Origin of the sequence: Marinicella meishanensis, assembly GCF_019931145.1 — a bacterium.
In the GTDB taxonomy this organism is placed as follows: domain Bacteria; phylum Pseudomonadota; class Gammaproteobacteria; order Xanthomonadales; family Marinicellaceae; genus Marinicella; species Marinicella meishanensis.
Map to the genome: position 1 here is coordinate 528,255 of NZ_JAIOUV010000001.1, position 20,961 is coordinate 549,215.

Annotated in this window: 22 protein-coding genes and 1 pseudogene; 6 read left to right on the forward strand and 17 right to left on the reverse strand. The window is 53.8% G+C overall.

Translation table 11 applies throughout. The features are described 5' to 3' along the window. Window positions 1–33: 33 nt before the first annotated feature. The 15 genes from K7G70_RS02315 to ccoN form a co-directional block, all read right to left on the reverse strand. Window positions 34–1,272 (reverse strand): ABC transporter permease, encoded by a 1,239-nt coding sequence (locus K7G70_RS02315; protein ID WP_223786979.1) that lies wholly within the window; start codon window positions 1,270–1,272, stop codon window positions 34–36. After that, entirely contained in the window at window positions 1,269–2,477 is a 1,209-nt protein-coding gene (locus K7G70_RS02320; protein WP_223786980.1) for an efflux RND transporter periplasmic adaptor subunit, read from the reverse strand. Before K7G70_RS02320 ends, K7G70_RS02315 begins: the two co-directional genes overlap by 4 nt. A 2-nt stretch (window positions 2,478–2,479) precedes the next feature. Continuing rightward, the gene (locus K7G70_RS02325; protein ID WP_223786981.1) at window positions 2,480–3,430 is read right to left on the reverse strand and encodes an HlyD family secretion protein; all 951 of its coding nucleotides are present in this window, start codon (window positions 3,428–3,430) and stop codon (window positions 2,480–2,482) included. A gap of 1 nt (window position 3,431) precedes the next feature. Continuing rightward, a complete protein-coding gene (locus tag K7G70_RS02330; protein WP_223786982.1) occupies window positions 3,432–4,370 on the reverse strand; it encodes an HlyD family secretion protein in 939 nt (312 codons plus the stop codon). Further along, window positions 4,367–5,032 carry an ABC transporter ATP-binding protein gene (locus K7G70_RS02335; RefSeq protein ID WP_223786983.1) on the reverse strand — a complete coding sequence of 222 codons (666 nt, stop codon included), beginning with the start codon at window positions 5,030–5,032 and terminating at the stop codon, window positions 4,367–4,369. The genes K7G70_RS02330 and K7G70_RS02335 overlap by 4 nt, the downstream gene beginning before the upstream one ends. Before the next feature lie 235 nt (window positions 5,033–5,267). Further along, the gene (locus K7G70_RS02340; protein WP_223786984.1) at window positions 5,268–5,981 is read right to left on the reverse strand and encodes a sulfite exporter TauE/SafE family protein; all 714 of its coding nucleotides are present in this window, start codon (window positions 5,979–5,981) and stop codon (window positions 5,268–5,270) included. Window positions 5,982–5,987: 6 nt separating this feature from the next. Next, window positions 5,988–6,206 carry a cbb3-type cytochrome oxidase assembly protein CcoS gene (ccoS, locus tag K7G70_RS02345; RefSeq protein ID WP_223786985.1) on the reverse strand — a complete coding sequence of 73 codons (219 nt, stop codon included), beginning with the start codon at window positions 6,204–6,206 and terminating at the stop codon, window positions 5,988–5,990. A 10-nt stretch (window positions 6,207–6,216) separates the two neighbouring features. Then, on the reverse strand, window positions 6,217–8,595 hold the full coding sequence (locus tag K7G70_RS02350) for a heavy metal translocating P-type ATPase (protein WP_223786986.1): 2,379 nt from the start codon (window positions 8,593–8,595) through the stop codon (window positions 6,217–6,219). Between the two features lie 2 nt (window positions 8,596–8,597). After that, window positions 8,598–8,789 carry a FixH family protein gene (locus K7G70_RS02355; protein ID WP_223786987.1) on the reverse strand — a complete coding sequence of 64 codons (192 nt, stop codon included), beginning with the start codon at window positions 8,787–8,789 and terminating at the stop codon, window positions 8,598–8,600. Continuing rightward, window positions 8,786–10,189, reverse strand: coding sequence for a cytochrome c oxidase accessory protein CcoG (ccoG, locus tag K7G70_RS02360; protein ID WP_223786988.1), 1,404 nt, complete (start codon window positions 10,187–10,189; stop codon window positions 8,786–8,788). The genes K7G70_RS02355 and ccoG overlap by 4 nt, the downstream gene beginning before the upstream one ends. Window positions 10,190–10,192: 3 nt before the next feature. Beyond that, a complete protein-coding gene (locus K7G70_RS02365) occupies window positions 10,193–10,507 on the reverse strand; it encodes a hypothetical protein (protein WP_223786989.1) in 315 nt (104 codons plus the stop codon). A gap of 17 nt (window positions 10,508–10,524) precedes the next feature. Continuing rightward, entirely contained in the window at window positions 10,525–11,409 is an 885-nt protein-coding gene (gene ccoP, locus K7G70_RS02370) for a cytochrome-c oxidase, cbb3-type subunit III (protein WP_223786990.1), read from the reverse strand. After that, window positions 11,402–11,566, reverse strand: a complete 165-nt coding sequence (locus tag K7G70_RS02375) for a cbb3-type cytochrome oxidase subunit 3 (RefSeq protein WP_223786991.1) — start codon at window positions 11,564–11,566, stop codon at window positions 11,402–11,404. Before K7G70_RS02375 ends, ccoP begins: the two co-directional genes overlap by 8 nt. A 10-nt stretch (window positions 11,567–11,576) precedes the next feature. Next, window positions 11,577–12,191: a cytochrome-c oxidase, cbb3-type subunit II gene (ccoO, locus tag K7G70_RS02380; RefSeq protein WP_223786992.1), complete on the reverse strand. Its 615-nt coding sequence runs from the start codon at window positions 12,189–12,191 to the stop codon at window positions 11,577–11,579. Continuing rightward, a complete protein-coding gene (gene ccoN / locus K7G70_RS02385) occupies window positions 12,188–13,621 on the reverse strand; it encodes a cytochrome-c oxidase, cbb3-type subunit I (protein WP_223786993.1) in 1,434 nt (477 codons plus the stop codon). The genes ccoO and ccoN overlap by 4 nt, the downstream gene beginning before the upstream one ends. Before the next feature lie 124 nt (window positions 13,622–13,745). Between ccoN and K7G70_RS02390 the strand changes: the two genes are divergently transcribed. The 4 genes and pseudogenes from K7G70_RS02390 (at window position 13,746) to K7G70_RS18135 (ending at window position 17,222) form a co-directional block, all read left to right on the forward strand. Beyond that, window positions 13,746–14,468 (forward strand): helix-turn-helix domain-containing protein, encoded by a 723-nt coding sequence (locus K7G70_RS02390; RefSeq protein WP_223786994.1) that lies wholly within the window; start codon window positions 13,746–13,748, stop codon window positions 14,466–14,468. 170 nt (window positions 14,469–14,638) lie between these two features. Then, window positions 14,639–14,965: a thioredoxin TrxA gene (gene trxA, locus K7G70_RS02395; protein WP_223786995.1), complete on the forward strand. Its 327-nt coding sequence runs from the start codon at window positions 14,639–14,641 to the stop codon at window positions 14,963–14,965. Between the two features lie 253 nt (window positions 14,966–15,218). Further along, a pseudogene (rho, locus tag K7G70_RS02400) lies at window positions 15,219–16,472 on the forward strand (transcription termination factor Rho); the annotation flags it as partial. A gap of 609 nt (window positions 16,473–17,081) precedes the next feature. After that, window positions 17,082–17,222 carry a hypothetical protein gene (locus K7G70_RS18135; protein WP_488801365.1) on the forward strand — a complete coding sequence of 47 codons (141 nt, stop codon included), beginning with the start codon at window positions 17,082–17,084 and terminating at the stop codon, window positions 17,220–17,222. Between the two features lie 19 nt (window positions 17,223–17,241). Here K7G70_RS18135 and K7G70_RS02405 read toward each other — a convergent pair whose 3' ends face one another. Further along, window positions 17,242–17,409, reverse strand: a complete 168-nt coding sequence (locus K7G70_RS02405; protein ID WP_223786997.1) for a hypothetical protein — start codon at window positions 17,407–17,409, stop codon at window positions 17,242–17,244. 365 nt (window positions 17,410–17,774) lie between these two features. Here K7G70_RS02405 and K7G70_RS02410 point away from each other — a divergent pair, with 365 nt between their 5' ends. Beyond that, the gene (locus tag K7G70_RS02410) at window positions 17,775–19,292 is read left to right on the forward strand and encodes a Ppx/GppA phosphatase family protein (RefSeq protein ID WP_223786998.1); all 1,518 of its coding nucleotides are present in this window, start codon (window positions 17,775–17,777) and stop codon (window positions 19,290–19,292) included. On the opposite strand, the gene K7G70_RS02415 is transcribed toward K7G70_RS02410, so the two are convergent. Further along, entirely contained in the window at window positions 19,258–19,689 is a 432-nt protein-coding gene (locus K7G70_RS02415; protein WP_223786999.1) for a VOC family protein, read from the reverse strand. The two genes, K7G70_RS02410 and K7G70_RS02415, sit on opposite strands and share 35 nt — an antisense overlap. A gap of 59 nt (window positions 19,690–19,748) precedes the next feature. On the opposite strand from K7G70_RS02415, the gene K7G70_RS02420 reads away from it, so the two are divergent. After that, window positions 19,749–20,891: a glycosyltransferase family 4 protein gene (locus tag K7G70_RS02420; protein WP_223787000.1), complete on the forward strand. Its 1,143-nt coding sequence runs from the start codon at window positions 19,749–19,751 to the stop codon at window positions 20,889–20,891. Window positions 20,892–20,961: the final 70 nt, after the last annotated feature.

The window sequence follows — 20,961 nt, forward strand, 5'->3', positions numbered from 1 at the left end:
GCCCCGCAGGGAAGCGGGGCTGCTCGGATTAGATCAGTTTTTCTGAAGGGCTTGAATCGGGTCCAAATCAGCGGCTTGTTTGGCCGGATAATAACCAAAGGCGATGCCGGTCAACAGACACACGCCGACGGCCAGGATGATGGAGAAAATGCTCCAGGCCACCGGCCAGGCGGCAAAGGATTGGATCAAGAACGACAAGGCGATGCCCATGATGATGCCGAGCACTGCACCAAAGGCGGCAATGGTGGCACTCTCGATCAAGAATTGATTTTTGATGTCGGCTTTGCGCGCCCCCAGGGCCCGAAGCAAACCGATTTCCTTGGTCCGTTCCAGCACCGTGGCCAACATGATGTTCATGATGCCTATACCGCCCACCAACAGCGAAATGCCGGCGATGCTGGACATCACGATGGTGAAGATTTGTTGGGTTTGGTTTTGTTGATTCAACAACGAGGCGGGCACCACAATTTGGTAATCATCGATGTTGCCATGGCGCCGTTTGAGCAAGCGGTCGATGGCCACCGAGGCCAATTGTGGCTTGATCGATTCATCCAGTCCCACCCGAATGGTGTCCAACTGGCTTTCCAACATCTCCAGTTTCAAACGCTTGAAGGCGGTTTCCACCGGGATGAAGATTTGGTTGTGTTCGGCCCCCAGTTTGATGCCTTGAATTTCATCCTTGCTCAACTCGTCTTTGCGCAGGATGCCAATCACTTCAACCCACAAGTGGTTGACTTTGATGCGTTGGCCCATGGCGTTCTCACCCGGGAACAGCTGGTCGGCCACCTCCGAACCAATCACCGCCACTTGGGCAAAAGCGTCGTTGTCATCGGCATTGAACAAGCGACCGTCAGAGACTTCCAGGTTGGACATGGCAAAACAATTGGGCGAGACCGCTTTGACCGCACCGTCTGAATTGGCATTGACCGAAAACAGGCTCCAGGTCTTGAGGGTTTTTTCACCACAGGTTTGTTCCACAAACGGCAGGCTGGTTTGGATCGCCCGCACATCGTTCATCGACAAACCCAGCGTGTCTTCACGCACCTCTTTGAGGGTTTCCTGATCGAAGGTTTTTTCTTCGATCACCAAATTGCGCAGGCCCATTTTTTCGATCAAACGGGTGGCTTCGGCCTGGGCCCCTTCACCGATGCTGAGCATCGCGATCACCGCGCCGACGCCAAACACCATGCCCAGCAGGGTCAACAGCGTGCGCAGTTTGTGGTGCATCATTTCGGAGATGGCGTGCCTGAGGTTGATGCTGAGCGTGTTCAAAGTCTGGCCTCCAGAATGGTGTTCGCGGGTTGGGTCAAAGCGATGACGTCGCCATCGGCCAGACCGGATTCAATGGTGCACATGCTGGAACTGCAAAAACCGGTGTTGACCGCTTGTTGTTTGAAATCATCGCCTTCCTGCAAAAACACATAGGTGTTGTCATCGACCCGGAACACGGTTTGGATCGGCACCACCAGTCCGCGGTTTTGTTCCACCACCCGGATGCTGGCATTGAGTCGTTGACCGGGCTTCAGTTTGTCCGGATCTTTGGTATCCAAAGCCACCGTCACGGTGAAGTATTTCACGGGGTTGTCGCGTTCCTTGGGTTGGGCGGTTTTGCTGATGGATTTGACGTGCCCCTCAAACATACTGCCTGGATAGGCGTGCAAGGATACGCTGACCCCGACCCCTTCTTTGATGCCAATGGCTTCCACTTCGGGCACAAACACCTTGGCCTGCATTTCACTCAAGTCTGGCAGTTTGGCCAGCTTGGCACCAGGGAACACTGACTTGCCGGGTTCCGGCAACGAGCCATCCCAACTGGGTTCGAGCACAAACAAGCCATCATGCGGCGCCTTGATTTCCAAAGCGCTCAAACTGGCACTGTTCATTTCCAGCTTCGCCACTTGTTTTTGTTTGGAGCTTTCCAACACCGCTTTTTCGGAAGCCGATTTTTCCACGTAGTTTTCTTCCACTTTCTCGATGTGATTCGATTTGGCTTTGAGGAATTCTTCGTTGTCGCCGGCTTCGATCATTTCAATTTTGGTGTACAACAAGGGGTCGTCGATGTTGAATTGTTTGGCCAGTTGGTATTCGTAATCAATCACCTGGGCTTCGGCATCAAAACTGAATTGGGTGTTGTCAATTTCGCGGTCCTTGGCCAGCATGGAGTACATGATTTTTTGAATTTCAAAGTTGGTTTCATCCACTTCCAACTGGAAGTTGCTGCCATCAAAGCGGGCCACCACTTCGCCTTCTTTGACCTGGGAAAACTGTGGCATGATCCAGGCCAGGGTTTGGGGTCGGCGCGACGCAGCCGGGGCGGTGATGGGGGTGGATTTGACCGCTTCCAATTCGCCTTCGGCGTGGATTTGAAACACCACTTCACTGGCCGCCACTTGAATCACTGGGGTTGAATTGCCGGTTTCTTCGCCGCAGGCACTGAGCAGGGCGACGAGTCCGAGGAGGATGCCTGTTCTGATCATGTTCACTCCGACATTATGGTTGCCTTGATGCTCATGCCAGGGCGCATGATCTCGAGGTTCAGATCATCAATCGCCACCACCGCATCAAGGATTTTGGAAGGTTGGTTTTTGGACTTGGTGCGCACCACTTTGGACAAGGACTCGATGGTGCCGGTGAACTCCAGGTCAGGGTAGGCATCCAGCACAAACTTCACGGCCTGGCCTTCGGCCACCCGCGACATGTCGTTCTCCTTGATTTCCAATTGGGCAATGATTTTTTCCAAGTCGGCCACTTCGGTGACCCGGGCGCCACCCCAGACCGAATCACCCACCGCGTATTTGTTGTTGTTCCAATCGGTTTTGTGCATCACAATGCCTTTGCGTTTGGACATGATGCGCATGCGTTGGATGGAATCATTCAACTCGTCCACTTCGGCCGACAGTTTGGTGATGTTGGCTTTGAGGATGTCGATTTCGGTGTTCAATTTGTCCTCGGTCAGGCGGCGGTCGTCCAAGGCGTGTTGGAATTCCAGCTTGGCCAATTCATGCTTCAATTGGTTTTCTTCGTATTCATTCAAAGCAATCACGCTTTTGGGCAAATCGGCTTTGCGCTGGGCTTTGTCCAACAGCATTTTTTTCTCTTCGACAGCCAGGTCTTTGTTTTGAATGGTCTCCACCATGCCCACCTCGGTGTTGCGCAACTCCGATTGTTTGATGTTCAATTCACCTTGTTTGTCCAACAATCGTTCTTTGAGTTGATCGGTTTTGAACATCAACACCGGTTGTCCGGGATTGACTTGGGTCCCATCTTCGGCCATGAAGGCAATGGTGTATTGCCAAATGCGGCGAATTTTGGGGGGTGAATAGTTGTCGGTTTCCAAGGCTTTCAATTCGCCATTGGCACTGAAGTCTGTCGCCTGCGCGGCAGGCCAGGCCAACAGCAACAACAATCCCATCATATAGGTTGTTTTCATTTCACACCTCCTGCAGGTTGATCAGGGCACTCATGCCCGGTAACAAACCAATGTCATCGGCCCCATCGAGGCTGATTTCAATTTCATAATACAAGCCATCACCCCATTCTTTTTTGTCCCTGCCACCGGATGAGATGTCAGAAATTTCGCCGATCAGGCGGGCATCGGGTAAGGCATCAAACGACACATCGACGGTTTTGCCGGTGGTGATTTTCGGCAGGTCGATGGCATTGACCCAGGCTTTGACGCGCATGTTTTGTTTCTTGGATACCCGCATGATTTCCATGCCGCTGTTGGCTTGGTCGCCGACCTGAAATTTGCTGCCGGTGAACGGGTGGGAGCCATATATCACATAACCGGCTTGGGTGGCTTTGATGCTCAATGACTCCAGTTCGGACTGCCAGTGGGCCAGGTCGTTTTGTTTTTGTTCCAACCCCAATTCGAATTCCAACATCTTTTCTTGTTTTTTCTGTTGAGTGGCAGCCAGTTCATTTTCCGCATCATCCAAGTCCTTGATCGATTTTTTCAAGGTCAATTGCCGTTCTTTGTACTCCAGTTCGCCGATGAAGTTGACCGGCACATCGGCCTTCAGCTGCGCCACCTGGCGGTCCACTTTGGCTCTCTCGAAGGCCAGATTGGCGTTGTTCAGATCAATGTCCAGTTGGATCATGTCGCGTTTGGCGCTGGCTTTGAACACATCCAATTGTTCCACCTTGCTTTCAATGGTGCTGTCCAGTTCACTGCCGTCGATGCGCACCAGGAAATCGCCGGGTTCGACGAAGGTGCCTTCTTCCACCATTTCACTGATTTTGCCTTGCCAGGAGCGGACTTGGGGCATGTTGATGATTTGGGTTTGGCTGGATTCAACCACCCCGGTGAACATGGCCGCTTGGTTGGGCCAACTGATGATCAGTAAGCTGATGGCTAACAGAGTTTTCATGCGATGATCTTCCCGTCTAAAAAGTGGATGGTGCGCCCCGCATTTTCTGCAATGTCGGGTTCGTGGGTCACCATCACGATGGTTTGGCCGCCTTGGTTGAGCGACACCAATAAGTCGATGATTTGTTGCGATATGGCGCTGTCCAGATTACCGGTGGGCTCATCGGCCAGTAACACCGCTGGCTGGTTGATTAAGGAACGGGCAATGGCCACCCGTTGGATTTGGCCACCGGACATTTCATTGGGCATGTGGTGCAGGCGTTCACCCAAGCCGACTTGATGTAACAGGTCTTTGGCGCGTTCTTCGCCGCCGCGTTGTTTGGCCGGCGATGCAAAGCGCAAGGGCACCATCACGTTTTCCAGGGCACTGAGCCGAGGCAACAGGTGAAAGCCCTGAAACACGAAGCCGATGTGGTCATTGCGGATTTTCGACAAGGCGTCGTCATCCAGTGAACTGACGTCTTGTCCGGCCAGGGTGTAGTGGCCAGAGGTGGGTTTGTCCATGCACCCCAGGATGTTGAGCATGGTGGATTTGCCGGACCCTGAACGGCCCATGATGGCAACAAATTCACCGGTGTCGATGGTCAAATCAACGGCATCCAAAGCCGTGATTGTTTCTCCTTGGGTTTGGTAAATTTTTGAAATTTTGGTTAACTCCAACATCCGTGCACATGCCCCTCAAAAATATGCTTAGCCTAGCCATTACTGGCCATGATCAACAGTGTCAAAAGTCAGCATTGGCCGAATGCCAGATCCCATTTTTCATCCAGGGGTGGCCGGTTCTGCTACCTATACGCTCATCACTTTGGGCCACCAATGGGCCACAAAGTTCATTCATTCTACGGCAAGACTGTGCATGAATTGTGAAGGGACCGTGTTAACAGGCCCTAGGGACCGCCTAGGGAATACACAGCGCCAACACCGCCTGCAATTCGGTGAAAAAACGGTTGTCGCTTGGCAGCAAGCCATGCGACCACCAGGGCGCCAGCATGATCCACACCCCCAACATCAATATGAACAGCCCGGCAGCACCGCGCAACCAGGTGGCTTGGGGGCTTTGCAGCCAGCGTTGCAGCAACTGGCGAGACCACAACAAAGGCAACACCGTGCCCAAGCCAAAAAACAGCATGAAGCTGGCGCCGCGAAGCACATCGGCGGTGGTGGCGGCAATGATCAACATGCCATACAACAAGCCACAAGGAATCAGTCCCCACAGCATGCCTTTGAGCAGCACTTGGCCAGGGCTGTTGGCCTGTTGGATGCGTTGCAATCGGGCCGCCACTTTGGGCCAGAAGGGCAGGGGTTTTTGCACCACCAGCCATCGGGCTTTGTTTTTGAACAAGATCACCATGGCCGACAGCACCAACATGCCACCCATCAGCAAGCGCAAAAAAGTGCCCCACACCCCGAGCTCCAAGCGCAAACTGGCGCCTTGGATCACCCCGGCAAACAGCCCTCCCAACAGGGTGTAAGTGAGCACGCGGCCGAGGTTGGTCAACATCGTTTGGCGGGTGTTTTGTTGTTGGCAAATGGCGGCACACAAACCGCCGCACATGGCGATGCAATGAAAGCCTGAAAAAAAGCCAATCAACAACGGGGTGATGGCCGACATCAAGGCTCAGTCCTGATCAGATTGGGTTTCGGTCTTGGCCACCTTGGATTCATCTGGGGGCGTCGTTTCGGTGGGCTGGTTCGGCTTGGGGTCGTCTTCCAAGATGGCATAGGCCGGGCTGTCCAAATCATCGAATTGGTTTTTGTTGATGGCCCAAAAGATGGCCCACACGGCCACACCGGCCAGCACCAGGCTGAGCAAAACCAAGACAAATACCATGTTCATGAAGCAACTCCTAAGACAACAAGCGCCGTGAATTCAGCACCACCAACAACGAGCTCAACGACATGCCGATGGCCGCCATCCAGGGCGCCAACAGCCCCATCATGGCAATCGGGGTGACACTGACATTATAAACCAAGGACCATATCAAGTTCTGTTTGATGATCGATTGCGTCCGCCGTGAGCCTTCGGCGACCTGAATCAAGGGCTGCAACGATTTACCCAGCACGATCAAGTCCGCGGCCGAATGCGCCAGGTAAGCGCCTTGTTTCAAACTGATGGAGACATCGGCCTGCGACAACACCGGCGCGTCGTTGACCCCATCACCGACCATCACACAGCGTTGGCCTTGTTGTTGGCGTTGAGAGAGGTGGTTGATCTTGTCTTCGGCGCTGAGGCCGCCATGGGCCCGATCAATGCCCAACAGCTGTTGCCAATGGGCCACGGTGTCAGGGTGATCGCCACTGAGGATGGTCAATTCTTTGTTGTGCTCACGCAGCCATTGCAACAAGGCTTTGACCCCATCACGCACCGCCACCTGACACTCAAACACCGCCACCAGCTGGTCATCACAGGCCAGATACACTCCCGTATTTTGCGGGTCGATCGCCACTGGGCTCAGTGCCACACCTGACTCCTGCAGCCAGGCCAGCGAACCCATCATCCAGCGCCGGCCTTGCAGCGTGCCAGCCACCCCGCGACCGGTGGCCGCCAGGGCGTCGGTAACCGGCAACACCGTGCCATCGGTGAAGGCCGAGGCGATGGGGTGGTTGCTGATTTGTTGCAAGGAGTGGGTGATGTCGGCCAGTGCATGGCCGGTTTGGTGTTCATGGATTTTGACCACGGTTAATTGTTCGCTGGACAGGGTACCGGTCTTGTCAAAAAACCAGTGGTCGATGTGGTTGAGCTGGGTGATGGCTTCGGTGTCATTGACCAGCACGCCTTGGTGCAGCCAATTGACCCCGGCGGCCGTCAATGCAGTCGGCGTGGCCAATGACAAAGCACAGGGGCAGGTGGCGATCAGCACCGCCAGCAGCGCGGTCATCAAACCATCCACTTGGTTGATTCCATACCACAGAGCGGTGGCCAAGGCCAACACTAGCACCCCAGCCACAAAGTAACTGGCGATCTGATCAACCAATTGTAAACTGCGCGGTTTTTTGCTTTGGGCCTGTTCCATCAGATCGGCCAGTTTGGCCAAAAAACTGTCCTCGTTGTTGACCGTGGTGCGCAGTGTGATGTGGCCGCTTTCCCAGCCGGAACCGGCATACAACAAGTCACCGACGCTTTTGTGCAGCGCTTTGGATTCGCCCGTCAGCAAAGCCTCATTGACCCGGCCTGATCCGGTGGTGATGAGGCCATCGCAAGGCACCGTATCCCCGGGTTTGACCCACAGCAGATCGCCTTTGTTGATTTGGTTTAAAGGCACGGTTTGGACTTGTTGCTGGGCATCCAGTCGTTCGGCACTGACCGGCACCAAGGCAAACAAAGACTCCCGCACATTCATGCCCCTGTGCCGCACTTGCGATTCAATGTAGCGTCCCAACAACAAGAAAAACACAAACATCGCCATCGAATCAAAATACACGTGACCTTGTTGTTTGAAACTCAAATACAAGCTGACGAAGTAGGCCAGTGAAATGGACAAGGCCACCGGCACGTCCATGCCCAAATGTCGGTTTTTCAAATCCCGGATGGCATTGTTGATGAAGCCACTGCCGGCATAGAAATACACCAAGGTGGCGATCAGCAGGCTGATCATCAGGAAGAAGCGTTGGATGTGGGGCGCCACGGTGAAGGCGTCGGGTGAATACAGCGGCACCGCCAGGGTCATGATGAACATCATGCCGAAACCCGCCACCGCGATTTTTTTCAATTGCGATTTGCGTTCGGCATCGGCGCTGTTTTCAGATGCTTGTTGTTGCATGGGGTGGTAGCCCAAGCCGCTGATTTGGGCAAACAGTTCACTTAATTGAATCTGCTCGGGGTCAAACACCACCTGCATGTTTTGTGTCACCGCATTGATGTGCAAGTCCGCCACCCCGGCCCAGTTGCCCAACACCTTTTGTAACAGCCAGCCACAGGCGCTGCAGTACATGCCTTCAATCTTGATGGTGATCCGTCGGTGTTGCCCATCGACCGCTTGGGTGATGGCAGCAAACACCTCCGGCGCATCCAGGTGTTGCCATTGATCGGCGCGGGTGTCTTGGACCCGCTCACCGGGTGTTTGATCGGCGCGGTATTGGTAAAACACGTCGTGGTCGTTGGCGGCCAGGAATTGGGCCACGGCTTGGCAGCCGATGCAACACATGGGTTGTTCTTCACCGGCTATTTGGGCGGTTAAGTGGACGCCTTTGGGCACCGTTTCACCGCAGTGAAAACAGGCGGTCATGGTCAGTCTTTTTCGATTTGAAATTTATTCTGTTTGACGATGACTTGGGGCGCGTTTTGTTGGGCCACATAGACGGTGTACAAGCCAGCGACCACCGCCGATGCCGGCAGTGAAATCACAAACCAAACCCATGGGTGTTTGTACCAGGGCAAAGGTTTTTTGGGTGAGGTGTTTGAGGGTGAGATTTGGTTCATTTTTTATACCCAAAGTATTTGATGTTTTCGGAGGTGTTTTCACCGCTGGCTGCCACGTCACTCACCGTCACAGTGATGCCGTGAATGCGTTGGTTGGCCACTTGTTTGCTGGCGCGGATTTTCATCGGCACGATGACCAACTCTCCCGGTGCCGCAGACACCGTTTGATCAGCCAAGCCCAACACCACTTCCAGGCCGTCCAGCCCAGTGGCCTGGACCGCATATTCGGTGGCTTCGGTGCCTTTGTTCATCACTTTTAAAGTGTACACATTTTCAATGGTGTTTGCATCCACCACCCGGTAAAAGCTGTTGCGATCGTGGATCACATTCATGTCTATGGCGCTGCGGTTGGCCAGTGACACCCCAAAAGCAGTCACCAAGCCGAGCAAGATGACCATATATATCAGGGTTCTGGGTCGCAAAATGTGGGTCGGCTTGCCTTGCAGGGCATTTTCGGTGGTGTATTTGATCAGCCCCTTGGGCATGCCGCTTTTTTCCATGACCTCATCACAGGCGTCGATGCAAGCGGCGCAAGCGATGCATTCGTATTGCAGGCCATCGCGGATGTCGATGCCGGTGGGGCACACCTGCACACACATCGTGCAATCGATGCAGTCACCTGGGGCCTCGCTTTCGCGGCGTTTTTTGCCGCGCATGCGCGGTTCACCGCGTTGCTCATCATAGGAGATGATCAACGTTTCTTTGTCGAACATGGCGCTTTGGAAGCGCGCGTAGGGGCACATGTACAGGCACACCTGTTCCCGTAAAAACCCGGCATTGCCATAGGTGGCCAGGGCGTAAAAAAACAACCAAAACGTTTCCCACGGGCCCATGGTCCATTGCCAGATGTGCTCGGCCAGTTCTTTGATGGGGGTGAAAAACCCAACAAAGGTGAAGCCGGTCCACAAGGCAAAGGTGATCCAGAGGAATTGTTTGCTGCCCTTGCGCAGGATCTTTTCCCGGGTCCATGGTCCTTTGTCCAGCTTCATGCGTTTGTTGCGGTTGCCTTCGGTCCATTGTTCCAGCCAAATGAACACCTCAGTCCACACCGTTTGCGGGCAGGCATAGCCACACCACAGCCGGCCGGCCAGGGCGGTGAAGAAAAACAGCGCAAAGGCGGCGATGATCAGCATCAACGCCAAGAAGATGAAATCCTGTGGCCACAGGGTCAGGCCGAAGATGTAAAAACGCCTTTGCGGCAGGTCGAACAAGATGGCTTGTTGCTCGCCCCAAGTGATCCAGGGCAACACATAAAACAGACCCAACAGCACCCACACAGCCAGTTTGCGTTTGAACTGAAAGCGGCCCTTGATTTCTCTGGGGTACACTTTTTCATGGGCTTTGTACAAGCTCAGTTCGATGGTTTCGTCTGGGCTGTTGGTTTCGGCTTGCTTGGACATGGGTCAGGTGTGTGGGTTGCGTTTGGCCAAACGGGTTCGGGGCAGGGCCAGCACCACCCCGGCGAACAACGCCGCCAGGAAGGTGAAAGCCCAAAAAAAGGCAAAGCCCAAGGCATAACCCTGCCAAGGGCTGAGGTCCACGGCAAAACTGGACAATTGACCCAGATAGGCCGGATCAAACAAGGCGAAAAACACCATGGACTCCACCGCGGCACAAAAAAATGAAACCCACAGCACAATGCCAATGCGCCGCCAAAAAATTCGTTTCAGTTGGCGCTCGTTGAAATCGCGGTTATGACTGATGGGTTCGGTGCTCATGTGCTTGCTTTGCTCGATCAGCGTTGATTCAATGAATAGACATAAGCCGCCACCAGCTTGATGCGGTTTTCATCCAAGATGTCTTGTTGTGCGGGCATTTGGTTGTTGAAACCTTCATACAAGGCGGTCTCGATCACGTCAGACGAACCGTGCAACCAAATGTCATCGGTCAGGTTGGGGGCGCCAAACATGTCCAGGCCCTGGCCTTGTGGGCCATGACAGGCGGCACAGAACATGCCAAATTTGGCTTCACCTTCGCTGGCCAAAGCGGCATCGTGGTCAATGCCTGACAAGCTGCGCACATAGGCCGCGACTTGTTGGGTGCCGTCTTCACCCAAAGCCGGTGCGAAAGCGGGCATCACCCCAATGCGGCCGTTGTTCAAAGTGGTCAGGATGGCTTGGTAATCACCGCCCCAGTTCCAGTCGTCATCGGCCAGGTTGGGAAAGCCCACCGCCCCACCGGCATCCGAGCCATGACACTGGGCACAGTGGTTGGCAAAAATGCGCTGGCCAATCAGCATCGCCTGCTCGTCTTGGATCAGCTGGTCAATGGGCTTGTTGATGAAGCCAGCAAAAGACCGGTTTCGCGCTTCGGTGTTGGCCGCATAGTTGGCTTCAAAACGATTGATTTGGGTCCATTCTTTGCTGCCCTTGTAGTTGCCCAAACCGGGATACAAATACAGATAAACCACGGTGAATATGATGGTGAGGATGAACAACCACAGCCACCAACGGGGCATGGGGTTGTCCCATTCCCGCAAATCACCGTCCCAAACATGTCCGGTGGTGTTGTCGGCGCGTTTTTCGGTTTTCTTTTTCGAAGTCGCAAACAACAACCACAAATAGGCAATCAGGTGAAGGACCACCACAATGATTACTGTCCAATGCCAAAAATTACTCATGGATCTTCTCCTCGGTTTCTGCTTTGATTTGCTCGTCATCTTTCAAGGCGACGCGAGACGCTTCATCAAACTTGTTTTTGTTGTGTCGGCTCCAGGCCCACACCACGATGGCCAAAAACACCACCAGCAACAGGCCGGTATATATTCCACTGATCATGCTGCAGTCCTCACTGATAGCTCTTGGGCATGGCGGTGCCCAAGTCCTGTAAATACGCCACCAAGGCATCCAGCTGGGTTTTGTCGGTCAAACTGGCGGCGGCGTTGGCGATCTCATCATCCGAATAGGGATGACCCAACATTTGCAACACTTCCATGCTGGCCACGGTTTCTTCGATGTCGACCGGGGTGTCGGCCAACCACGGATAACCCGGCATGTTGGAGGTGGGGACCACGGCACGCGGATCGATCAAGTGAATCTCATGCCATTCATCCGAATAGCGACCACCGACCCGAGCCAAATCCGGTCCGGTGCGTTTGGAGCCCCACTGGAAGGGCCGGTCATAAACCGACTCTCCGGCCACCGAATAGTGACCATAGCGCAAAGTCTCATCGACAAACGGTCGCACCTGTTGGGAGTGGCAGTTGTAGCAGCCTTCGGCCACATAGATGTTTTGTCCGGCCAGCTCCAAAGCATTGCGCGGTTCCAATCCAGGCACCGGTTCGACCACGCTGGCTTGGGTCATCAATGGGGCGATTTCCACGATGCCAGCGAAACTGATGACGATGGCCACCAACACGCCCATCAGGCCGATGTTCTTTTCAATTTTTTCATGCTTGCTCATGCGCCTTCTCCCACAGCGTTTGCAGTGTCAACTTGGCTCGCCCGGGCCTCAGGCCTGGGCGCACCTTTGATGGTTTTCCAGGTGTTGTAAGCCTGGATCAAGATGCCGATGAAGAACAACACCCCACCAATGATCCGAATCACATAGTATGGAAAGGTGGCTTCAATGCTTTCCACATGGCTGTAAACCAAAGAGCCATTGGCATCGACTTCGCGCCACATCAGGCCTTGCATCACCCCAGCAATCCACATCGAGGCGATGTATAAAACGATGCCGAGGGTGGCGATCCAGAAATGCACGTTGATCAGGTGGGTGCTGTACATGCCATCACGGCCCCACAGTCTGGGCACCAAACTGTACATACAAGCCATGGTCATCAAAGCCACCCAACCCAGGGCACCTGAATGCACGTGACCAATGGTCCAGTCGGTGTAATGCGACAAGGCATTGACGGTTTTGATCGACATCATCGGCCCTTCGAAGGTGCTCATGCCGTAGAAAGACAAGGACACGATCATCATTTTGATGATGGGATCCGAGCGCAGTTTGTCCCAGGCACCGGATAAGGTCATGATGCCGTTGATCATGCCGCCCCATGAGGGTGCCAACAAGACCAAAGAGAACACCATGCCCAGCGATTGCGCCCAATCAGGCAGCGAGGTGTATTGCAAGTGATGGGGACCCGCCCACATGTAAGTGGAGACCAGGGCCCAGAAGTGCACGATGGACAAGCGGTAAGAATACACCGGCCGTTCAGCTTGTTTGGGCACAAAATAATACATCATGCCCAGGAAGCCTGCGGTCAGGAAAAAGCCCACCGCATTGTGACCATACCACCATTGAACCAAGGCATCGACGGCGCCGGAGAACACCGGATAAGACAAATGCCAATTAACGGGAATGGCCAGGTTGTTGACGATGTGCAACACCGCGATGGTGATGATGAACGCGGCATAGAACCAGTTGGCCACGTAGATGTGTTTCACCGTGCGGGTGGCGATGGTGCCAAAATAGACAATGGCATACAGCACCCAGACCACGGTCAGCAGCACATCCAACGGCCAGATCAATTCGGCGTATTCCTTACCCTGGGTGAAACCAAACGGCAAGGTCAGGGCGGCCCCAACGATGACCAATTGGAAGCCCCAAAAGACCACGCTGGCCAAGGTGTTGGAATACAGTTTGACCTGACAGGTGCGTTGGGCCACGTAGAACGAGGTGCCCAGCAAAGCATTGCCGCCGAAAGCGAAAATCACCGCATTGGTGTGCAGTGGACGCAGGCGACTGTAAGTCAGCCAAGGAATGTCAAAATTGAATGCCGGCCAAGCCAGTTGCACGGCGATGATGACGCCGACCAGCATACCAATGATGCCCCAAAAGATCGTTGCAATGGTGAATTGCTTGACCACTTTATCGTTAAATTCAATCATATTTTCAATGCTTTGATGCCCATTTTGTGATTGGTTTGAATTATAATGATTGGCTCAGGGGTCAAAGGTTGACCTAGGTCAAGATTCATTCACATAGCACCACATAGCACAGCAAAGCCAACAGATGTTGAACCCGAACGCGCACATCCAAAAAAACAAAAGCAGCAATTGCGGAGACTGTGAACTGTGTACCAAAGTCGTTGACAACCGCCGCATCAGAATCCAGTCTCGCGAAATTGACGCCATTGAATCGATCATCGATTCGCACATCATGATTGAAAAGAACCAAGTGGTGTATGAAGCCGGTGCCACTTTTCAGAACCTGTACACCGTGCATGCCGGCATGTTCAAGTCGGTGTACCTGACCCCACAAGGGGATGAGCGGGTTGTGGATGTGTTCATCCCAGGCCAGATCATGGGTTTTGATGGCATCCATGAAGGCAAGTACAAAACCACGGTGAAGGCCGTCAGTTCGGGGTCCTACTGTGTGATTCCGTTTTATCCCTTACAAGAACTGACCCTCAAACACCGCGACATCCAGTCCCGCCTGATGAAAATGATGAGCGAAAAGATCATCCAGTTTGAAATCACGCACAGTGAATACAACGCCAAACAAAAACTGGTCAGTTTCATCAAAGACGTGTCGGATTTGTATTTTTCCCGGGGTTTTTCAGCGCGCCAATTCCCATTCCAGATTTCACAACGGGATCTGGCCAACTATCTGGGTCTGGCCGAGGAAACCTTGAGCCGCACTTTCGCCAAACTGAAAAAAAGTGAGGTGGTGGTGTTGGCCGATCACCAAATCACCATCCTGGACATGAATAAATTCTTGCAAGTGCTGGAGTGAGATTGAATTTTGAAACTTCATCCCCATAATGCGTGTCATTGAAAATGATAGGCAAGATTCAGACCCCAATCAGGGTCTTGACCCATTCCTACAACCATCCGATCCGACAACCCGATGGGATGACAGCTTTAACGACCGCCTTTTGACCGAGGCCTTGATGGAGAACACACATGAGCGAAAACATAATCCAGGCAACCGATGCCACATTCGACGAAATCACCAATTCAGACGTGCCTGTATTGGTTGATTACTGGGCTGAATGGTGTGGCCCTTGCCGCATGATTGCACCGATCCTGGAAGAAGTGGCCACCGAACTGGATGGCCAGGTCAAAGTGGCCAAACTGAACATCGAAGACAACAAAGAAACCGCCGTGAAAATGGCCATCCGTGGCATCCCCACCTTGATGGTCTTCAAAAACGGTGAAGTCATCGATCAACACGTCGGCGCGGTCTCCAAAGGCCAGTTGATGGACTTTTTGAGCAAACACACCGCATAATCCCAAGAAAACGCCTGAATTGACACCTATTCAGGCGTTTTTTGATATTCAGGCTGGACAGCCACCCGCTGACATGGTAGTTTATACCCCATCATTTCCGGCAAGTCTTTTGCCGCTAAATTTGAATCCTTAACGAACCACTGACCGATGCCCATTGATGCATTGATGTGGCCTCAATAAGGGCATTTTTTAACTTTAATAAATCAAACCTCAATCACCCAAGCGGCTTTCTGCCGCATACCAAAGTCTTATGAATCTATCTGAATTGAAACAAATGTCGACGCCCAAGTTGACAGAAATCGCCAAGGAAACTGGTGTCGAAACACGGTCCCGTGTACACAAACAACAAATGATTTTTTCAATCCTCAAAAAGCACGCCAAGAATGGCGAAGACATTTTTGGTGATGGGGTGTTGGAGGTGTTGCCTGATGGCTTTGGCTTCCTGCGGGCGCCGGAAGGTTCCTACCAGGCGGGGCCGGATGACATTTATGTCTCACCCAGCCAAATCCGCCGTTTTGGACTGCAAACCGGTGACACCATCGTCGGCAAGATCCGCCCGCCAAAAGATTCAGAACGCTATTTTGCCTTGTTGCAAGTCAGCACCATCAACTATGAGCCGCCCGAAAACACCAAAGGCAAAATCATTTTCGAAAACCTCACTCCATTGTTTGCCACCGAGCAACTGAAAATGGAACGCGGTGACGGTTCTCGTGAAGACTTGACCACCCGCATCATCGATTTGGTGGCGCCAATTGGTAAAGGCCAACGGGGTTTGATCGTGTCGCCGCCGAAAGCCGGTAAAACCATGATCCTGCAAAACATCGCGACTTCAATTGCGCAGAACAACCCGGAAGCCAAATTGTTCGTGTTGTTGATCGATGAACGACCCGAAGAGGTGACCGACATGCAACGCACCGTCAAAGGAGAAGTGATCGCATCGACCTTTGATGAACCCGCCGCGCGCCACGTACAAGTGGCCGACATGGTGATCGAGCGGGCCAAACGTTTGGTGGAACACAAACAAGACGTGATCATCCTGTTGGATTCGATCACCCGCCTGGCTCGGGCCTACAACACCGTGACCCCGGCCTCAGGCAAAATCCTCACCGGTGGTGTCGATGCCAATGCCTTGCACCGACCGAAGAAATTCTTCGGCGCCGCCAGAAACGTGGAAGAGGGTGGATCCTTGACCATCATCGCCACCGGCCTGGTAGAAACCGGCTCGAAAATGGACGAAGTGATTTTTGAGGAGTTCAAAGGCACCGGTAACATGGAAGTGCATTTGGACCGCCGCGCCGCCGAGAAACGCATCTGGCCGGCCCTGAACATCAACAAATCCGGCACCCGCCGCGAAGACCTGATCGTCGATCCAGACTTCCTGGCCAAAGCCCACATCCTGCGCAAAATCCTGAATCCAATGGACGACCTCCAAGCCATCGAATTCCTGCTGGAAAAACTCAAAGACACCAAGACCAACGAAGAATTCTTCACCTCCATGAAGCGTTGATCTCCCGTCACCAAGCAAAAAAACCCCGGCCCGCCCGGGGTTTTTTGTGCCCACAAGCCCAGGGACCACCAGCCCATTCAGCACCCCTGGAGCGCCGACTTCAGTCGGCGACATGGCCAGGCACCAAGCCGCCGCCATCAACCAGGTGCCCTTCGACAAGCTCAGGGAGCTTAAGTTTTTAATGCCCAGCTGCTGTGCTGGATTATGTCGAAGTCAGCCTGTCGTGGTGTCCAGTCCCCCGCTACCATGCTAACAAGCCCACTGAGCCTGTCGAAGTGCCTTTCACCTTGTATAGAACCACCCATCCCCCTAGCACCTTTCGACAGGCTCAGGCAGCTTAAGCGAATAATAGCTTCCCCTGGAGCGCCGACTTAAGTCGGCGACATGGCCAGGTGCCAGTCGCCGCCATCAACCAAGTGCCCTTCGCAAAGCTCAGGGAGCTTAAGTTTTTAATGCCCAGCTGCTGTGCTGGATTATGTCGAAGTCAGCCTGTCGAGGTGCCCAGTCCCCCGCTACCATGCTAACAAGCCCACTGAGCCTGTCGAAGTGATCGACATTCTCGGCCTGTGATAACATGGAAACTTCGCACAATCACAAGGAATAAAAAACATGAAATTCGGATGCCGCTGCGGACACACCATTAAAGACAGCACCGATAACCTTTCATACAAAGGAGAGATCATACCTGATCAAAGTTTTGATGCGTATTATGCTGCCATTGATGTCATTTGGAAGGGCAAAGCCCACTGACGTTTTCGAAATAGACCGGTTAATGAACCCAATCAGCCACCCCAAAGGCAGCAGGCTCATCTATCAATGTCCCATGTGTGGTCGAATATTCATCGAAAGCCACGGCAGCAGGATGTACATCTTCAAACCTGAAGACGATGACATCCCAAAAAACCTGCTCAGCAGTGAATCCTGAATGATTGGTCATTAATTACTGACTCAATAGTCACCGAACCTGTCGAAGTGCCTTTGACTTTCTGGCGAACCAACAAAAACCCCAAGAGCCCTTCGACCAGCTCAGGGAGCATAAGCGAAAAAAGCCATCTCTGGAGCGCCGACTTCAGTCGGCGACATGGCCAGGCGCCAGTCGCAGCCATCAACAATGAATCAAAGATTGATGGCTGTTTCAGTCTGAATTTCAAACTCATCACGCAACCCACCGCCGACCGCAGTCGGCGCTCCGATGGTATTTCATGGGCGCGTGAAACACAGAACTCATTTGTCAATGACTCGAGTGTTGACTCACCCACATAATCTGAACACAAAGCCCCCGCCATTGGTTACAATAATCTCATGCCCATTTCCTCGAGAAACATATACGCCGCCATCGACTTGGGATCCAACTCATTTCATTTGTTGGTGGCCACGTTCAAGTCCGGGCAGATCTACCCGCTTGACTCGGTCAAGCACATGGTGCGGCTGGCCGCGGGGCTGGATGAGAAGAAAAACATCTCACCCGAATACCTCAACAAAGCCTATGAATCGCTGGAATCGATGGCCGCCCGGATTGACAAAATCCCCGATGGCCACATCCGCATCGTCGGCACCAACACCCTCCGGGTGGCACGCAACTCGGCCGAATTTCTGGCCCGGGCCGAACAGATCCTGAACCACGAAATCGAGATCATCTCCGGTCGCGAGGAAGCGCGGATGTTGTATTTGGGGGTGGCCCAGTCGACCAGTGACAGCCCCAGCCGCAAACTGGTGATGGACATTGGCGGCGGCAGCACCGAGCTGATCATCGGCGAGGGCATGCGCCCGGAAAAACGCGAAAGCCTGTACATGGGCTGTGTCAGCTACACGCAAAAATATTTCAAAGGCGGCATCATCGACCAGCACAACTGGAACAAAGCGGTGATCCATGCCTTGCAGGAGTTGAACCCCTTCATCCAAACCTTCAAAAACCAAGGCTGGGAACACAGCGTCGGTGCTTCGGGTACCATGCGCGCCACGGCCAGCATCCTGGAAGCCAACGATTGGTCGGTCACCGGCATCACCATGAGTGGTTTGGAGGCATTGAAAGCGCGCTGTTTGGATTTGGGCCACACCGAACAACTGAGCGAACTCGATGGACTCAGCGAACAACGCCGACCGGTGTTCATTGGCGGCTTGGCCATTGTCTACGCCCTAATGAAAGCCTTTGACATCGAACAAATGGACGTGTCGATGGGCGCCTTGCGCGAAGGTTTGTTGTACGAAATGCTCGATGGGCCGAAACACATCTCGGTGACCAAGCGCAGCATCCGCAAGCTGTGTGAACAATTCACCATTGATCCGGTGCATGCAGAGAGCGTACAACGGCACAGCGAAGACCTGCTGGAACACCTCAACATCAAAATCAAAAAGCGCATCAAAGCCTTGCTCAATGGCGCCATCAAACTGCATGAATTGGGACTGTCCATTGCCCACAGTCAGTACCACAAGATCGGGGCCTACGTGATCAACCACGCCGATATGCCGGGCTTTTCCAACCAACAAAAACTGGTGATGGCCACCTTGGTGCGCTTACACCGCCGCAAAATCAGCAAGTCGGTGCTGGCCACCTTGACCCCGAGACAGTATGAAGTGGTGATTCCCTTGTTGGTGGTGATGCGCTTGTCGGTGGTGTTTGCCCGCAACCGCCATTTCGAACCGGTGCCGGTGGAGCACTTGCACTGGCACAACGACACCATCCACCTGGACATCAATCCCGATTGGCTGGTCGATCACCCCCTGATCAAGGCCGACCTCAAAGACGAGGTCAAACGCCTGCAAGCGATCAATCTGGAGCTGCTGATCAATCGACGGCAAAAAGCCGTTGCAAGTCTTTGAACGCCTTGAACTCCAGTGCATTGCCTGACGGATCGAGGAAGAACATTGTGGCTTGTTCGCCGGCCAAGCCTTTGAATCGCACATAAGGCTCAATCACGAATTCAGTTCCGGCCGCCGTCAGGCGCTCGGCCAGGTCCTGCCATTCGGCCATCGGTAACACCACCCCAAAATGCGGCACTGGCACGCCGTGGTCATCGACCTCGTTTTTGACTTGTCGCACCTGGCCGTCATCGCCCAGTGACGGGTCGACGTGACACACCAATTGGTGGCCGTATAAATCGAGGTCGATCCAATGATCGGCACTGCGCCCAGGACGGCAGCCCAGGGTGTTGAGGTAAAAGTCTTTGGCTTCTGCCAGATTCCGCACCGGAATCGCCAGATGAAATGGATGGGTCATGGTGGTTTCTATTTGCTAAAATGGCCAACACACCCATCTTAGCAGTCCAGGATTCACTTGTGAAAGTCATTTTGAACGTCGATGCCATCACCCACCCGCTCACCGGCATCGGCCACTACACCCTGGCCCTGGGCAATGCCTTGAAATCGCTGCAGACCATAGAAGAACTGCGGTTTTTCTCGGCCGATCATTGGGTCAGCGATCTGCAGCAGGCCGCCGCCGGCAACCAGTGGCTGGCCAGTTTGCGTCGCTGGGTGCCGTTCAAAGCTTTGGCACTGAATGCCTATGGCCGGCGCCGCGCCCGCCGTTTCAAACAATTGACCCAAGGCATGAGCGATCATGTGTTGCACAGCCCCAATTTCATCCTGATGCCACACACCGGTCCCTCGGTGGCCACCTTTCACGACCTGTCGTTTGTACACCACCGCGACACCCAACCGGCTTATCGGCTGCAGTTCCTCGATCGCGAGGTCCCCAAGACTTTGGCCCAAGCCAATGCCTTGATCACCCCCACTGCCTTCATCAAACAAGCAATCGTTGACCATTACGGCTATCCGGCTGAGCAAATCCACGTCACGCCACTGGGCGTCTCTGCCGGATTTGCACCGCAGGCTGAGGCCAGCATTGCACCAACCCTGGCCCAGCATCAATTGGCCCACAAAGGTTATGTGTTGGCGGTGGCCACCACCGAACCGCGCAAAAACCTGCCGCGCTTGCTGCAAGCCTATGCCCAGCTCCCGGTTGACCTGCGTGCAGCCCATCCGCTGGTGTTGGTCGGCGCCGCCGGGTGGTTACAACAGGCCAGCAACCAGGCCATCAAACAAGCCCTCAGCCAAGGCCACATCAAGACCCTGGGCTACCTCAAGCAAACCGAATTACAACAGCTGTACGCCGGCGCCCGGCTGTTGGCCCTGCCCTCCTTGTATGAAGGTTTTGGCCTGCCCATCATCGAAGCCATGGCCTCGGGCACCGCGGTGCTGACCAGTGCCCACTCAGCGATGCAAGAAGTGGCCGGCGGCCACGCCATGTTGTGCCAACCCGAAGATACCGACAGCATCGAAGTCGGCCTGCGCGCTGCGCTGGAAGACGACGCCTGGCGCCAGGCAGCCGAACAAGCCGGCCTGAAACACAGCCAAGCCTTCACCTGGCAGCGCTGTGCGGAAGCCACCTTAATCACCTATCGCAGTTTGTCAGGATCCTGATCAAAAGATCAGGCTCGTGTGTCAGGAATTCACCTTTGCGCAGCAAAATTCATGACAAACGCATGACAGT

Coding starts and splice junctions, on each gene's coding strand:
- K7G70_RS02320 (WP_223786980.1), bottom strand. CDS start 2,477: ATGATCAGAACAGGCATCCTCCTCGGACTCGTCGCCCTGCTCAGTGCC.
- K7G70_RS02325 (WP_223786981.1), bottom strand. CDS start 3,430: ATGAAAACAACCTATATGATGGGATTGTTGTTGCTGTTGGCCTGGCCT.
- K7G70_RS02330 (WP_223786982.1), bottom strand. CDS start 4,370: ATGAAAACTCTGTTAGCCATCAGCTTACTGATCATCAGTTGGCCCAAC.
- K7G70_RS02335 (WP_223786983.1), bottom strand. CDS start 5,032: ATGTTGGAGTTAACCAAAATTTCAAAAATTTACCAAACCCAAGGAGAA.
- K7G70_RS02340 (WP_223786984.1), bottom strand. CDS start 5,981: ATGTCGGCCATCACCCCGTTGTTGATTGGCTTTTTTTCAGGCTTTCAT.
- ccoS (WP_223786985.1), bottom strand. CDS start 6,206: ATGAACATGGTATTTGTCTTGGTTTTGCTCAGCCTGGTGCTGGCCGGT.
- K7G70_RS02350 (WP_223786986.1), bottom strand. CDS start 8,595: ATGACCGCCTGTTTTCACTGCGGTGAAACGGTGCCCAAAGGCGTCCAC.
- K7G70_RS02355 (WP_223786987.1), bottom strand. CDS start 8,789: ATGAACCAAATCTCACCCTCAAACACCTCACCCAAAAAACCTTTGCCC.
- ccoG (WP_223786988.1), bottom strand. CDS start 10,189: ATGTCCAAGCAAGCCGAAACCAACAGCCCAGACGAAACCATCGAACTG.
- K7G70_RS02365 (WP_223786989.1), bottom strand. CDS start 10,507: ATGAGCACCGAACCCATCAGTCATAACCGCGATTTCAACGAGCGCCAA.
- ccoP (WP_223786990.1), bottom strand. CDS start 11,409: ATGAGTAATTTTTGGCATTGGACAGTAATCATTGTGGTGGTCCTTCAC.
- K7G70_RS02375 (WP_223786991.1), bottom strand. CDS start 11,566: ATGATCAGTGGAATATATACCGGCCTGTTGCTGGTGGTGTTTTTGGCC.
- ccoO (WP_223786992.1), bottom strand. CDS start 12,191: ATGAGCAAGCATGAAAAAATTGAAAAGAACATCGGCCTGATGGGCGTG.
- ccoN (WP_223786993.1), bottom strand. CDS start 13,621: ATGATTGAATTTAACGATAAAGTGGTCAAGCAATTCACCATTGCAACG.
- K7G70_RS02390 (WP_223786994.1), top strand. CDS start 13,746: ATGTTGAACCCGAACGCGCACATCCAAAAAAACAAAAGCAGCAATTGC.
- trxA (WP_223786995.1), top strand. CDS start 14,639: ATGAGCGAAAACATAATCCAGGCAACCGATGCCACATTCGACGAAATC.
- K7G70_RS18135 (WP_488801365.1), top strand. CDS start 17,082: ATGAAATTCGGATGCCGCTGCGGACACACCATTAAAGACAGCACCGAT.
- K7G70_RS02405 (WP_223786997.1), bottom strand. CDS start 17,409: ATGACCAATCATTCAGGATTCACTGCTGAGCAGGTTTTTTGGGATGTC.
- K7G70_RS02410 (WP_223786998.1), top strand. CDS start 17,775: ATGCCCATTTCCTCGAGAAACATATACGCCGCCATCGACTTGGGATCC.
- K7G70_RS02415 (WP_223786999.1), bottom strand. CDS start 19,689: ATGACCCATCCATTTCATCTGGCGATTCCGGTGCGGAATCTGGCAGAA.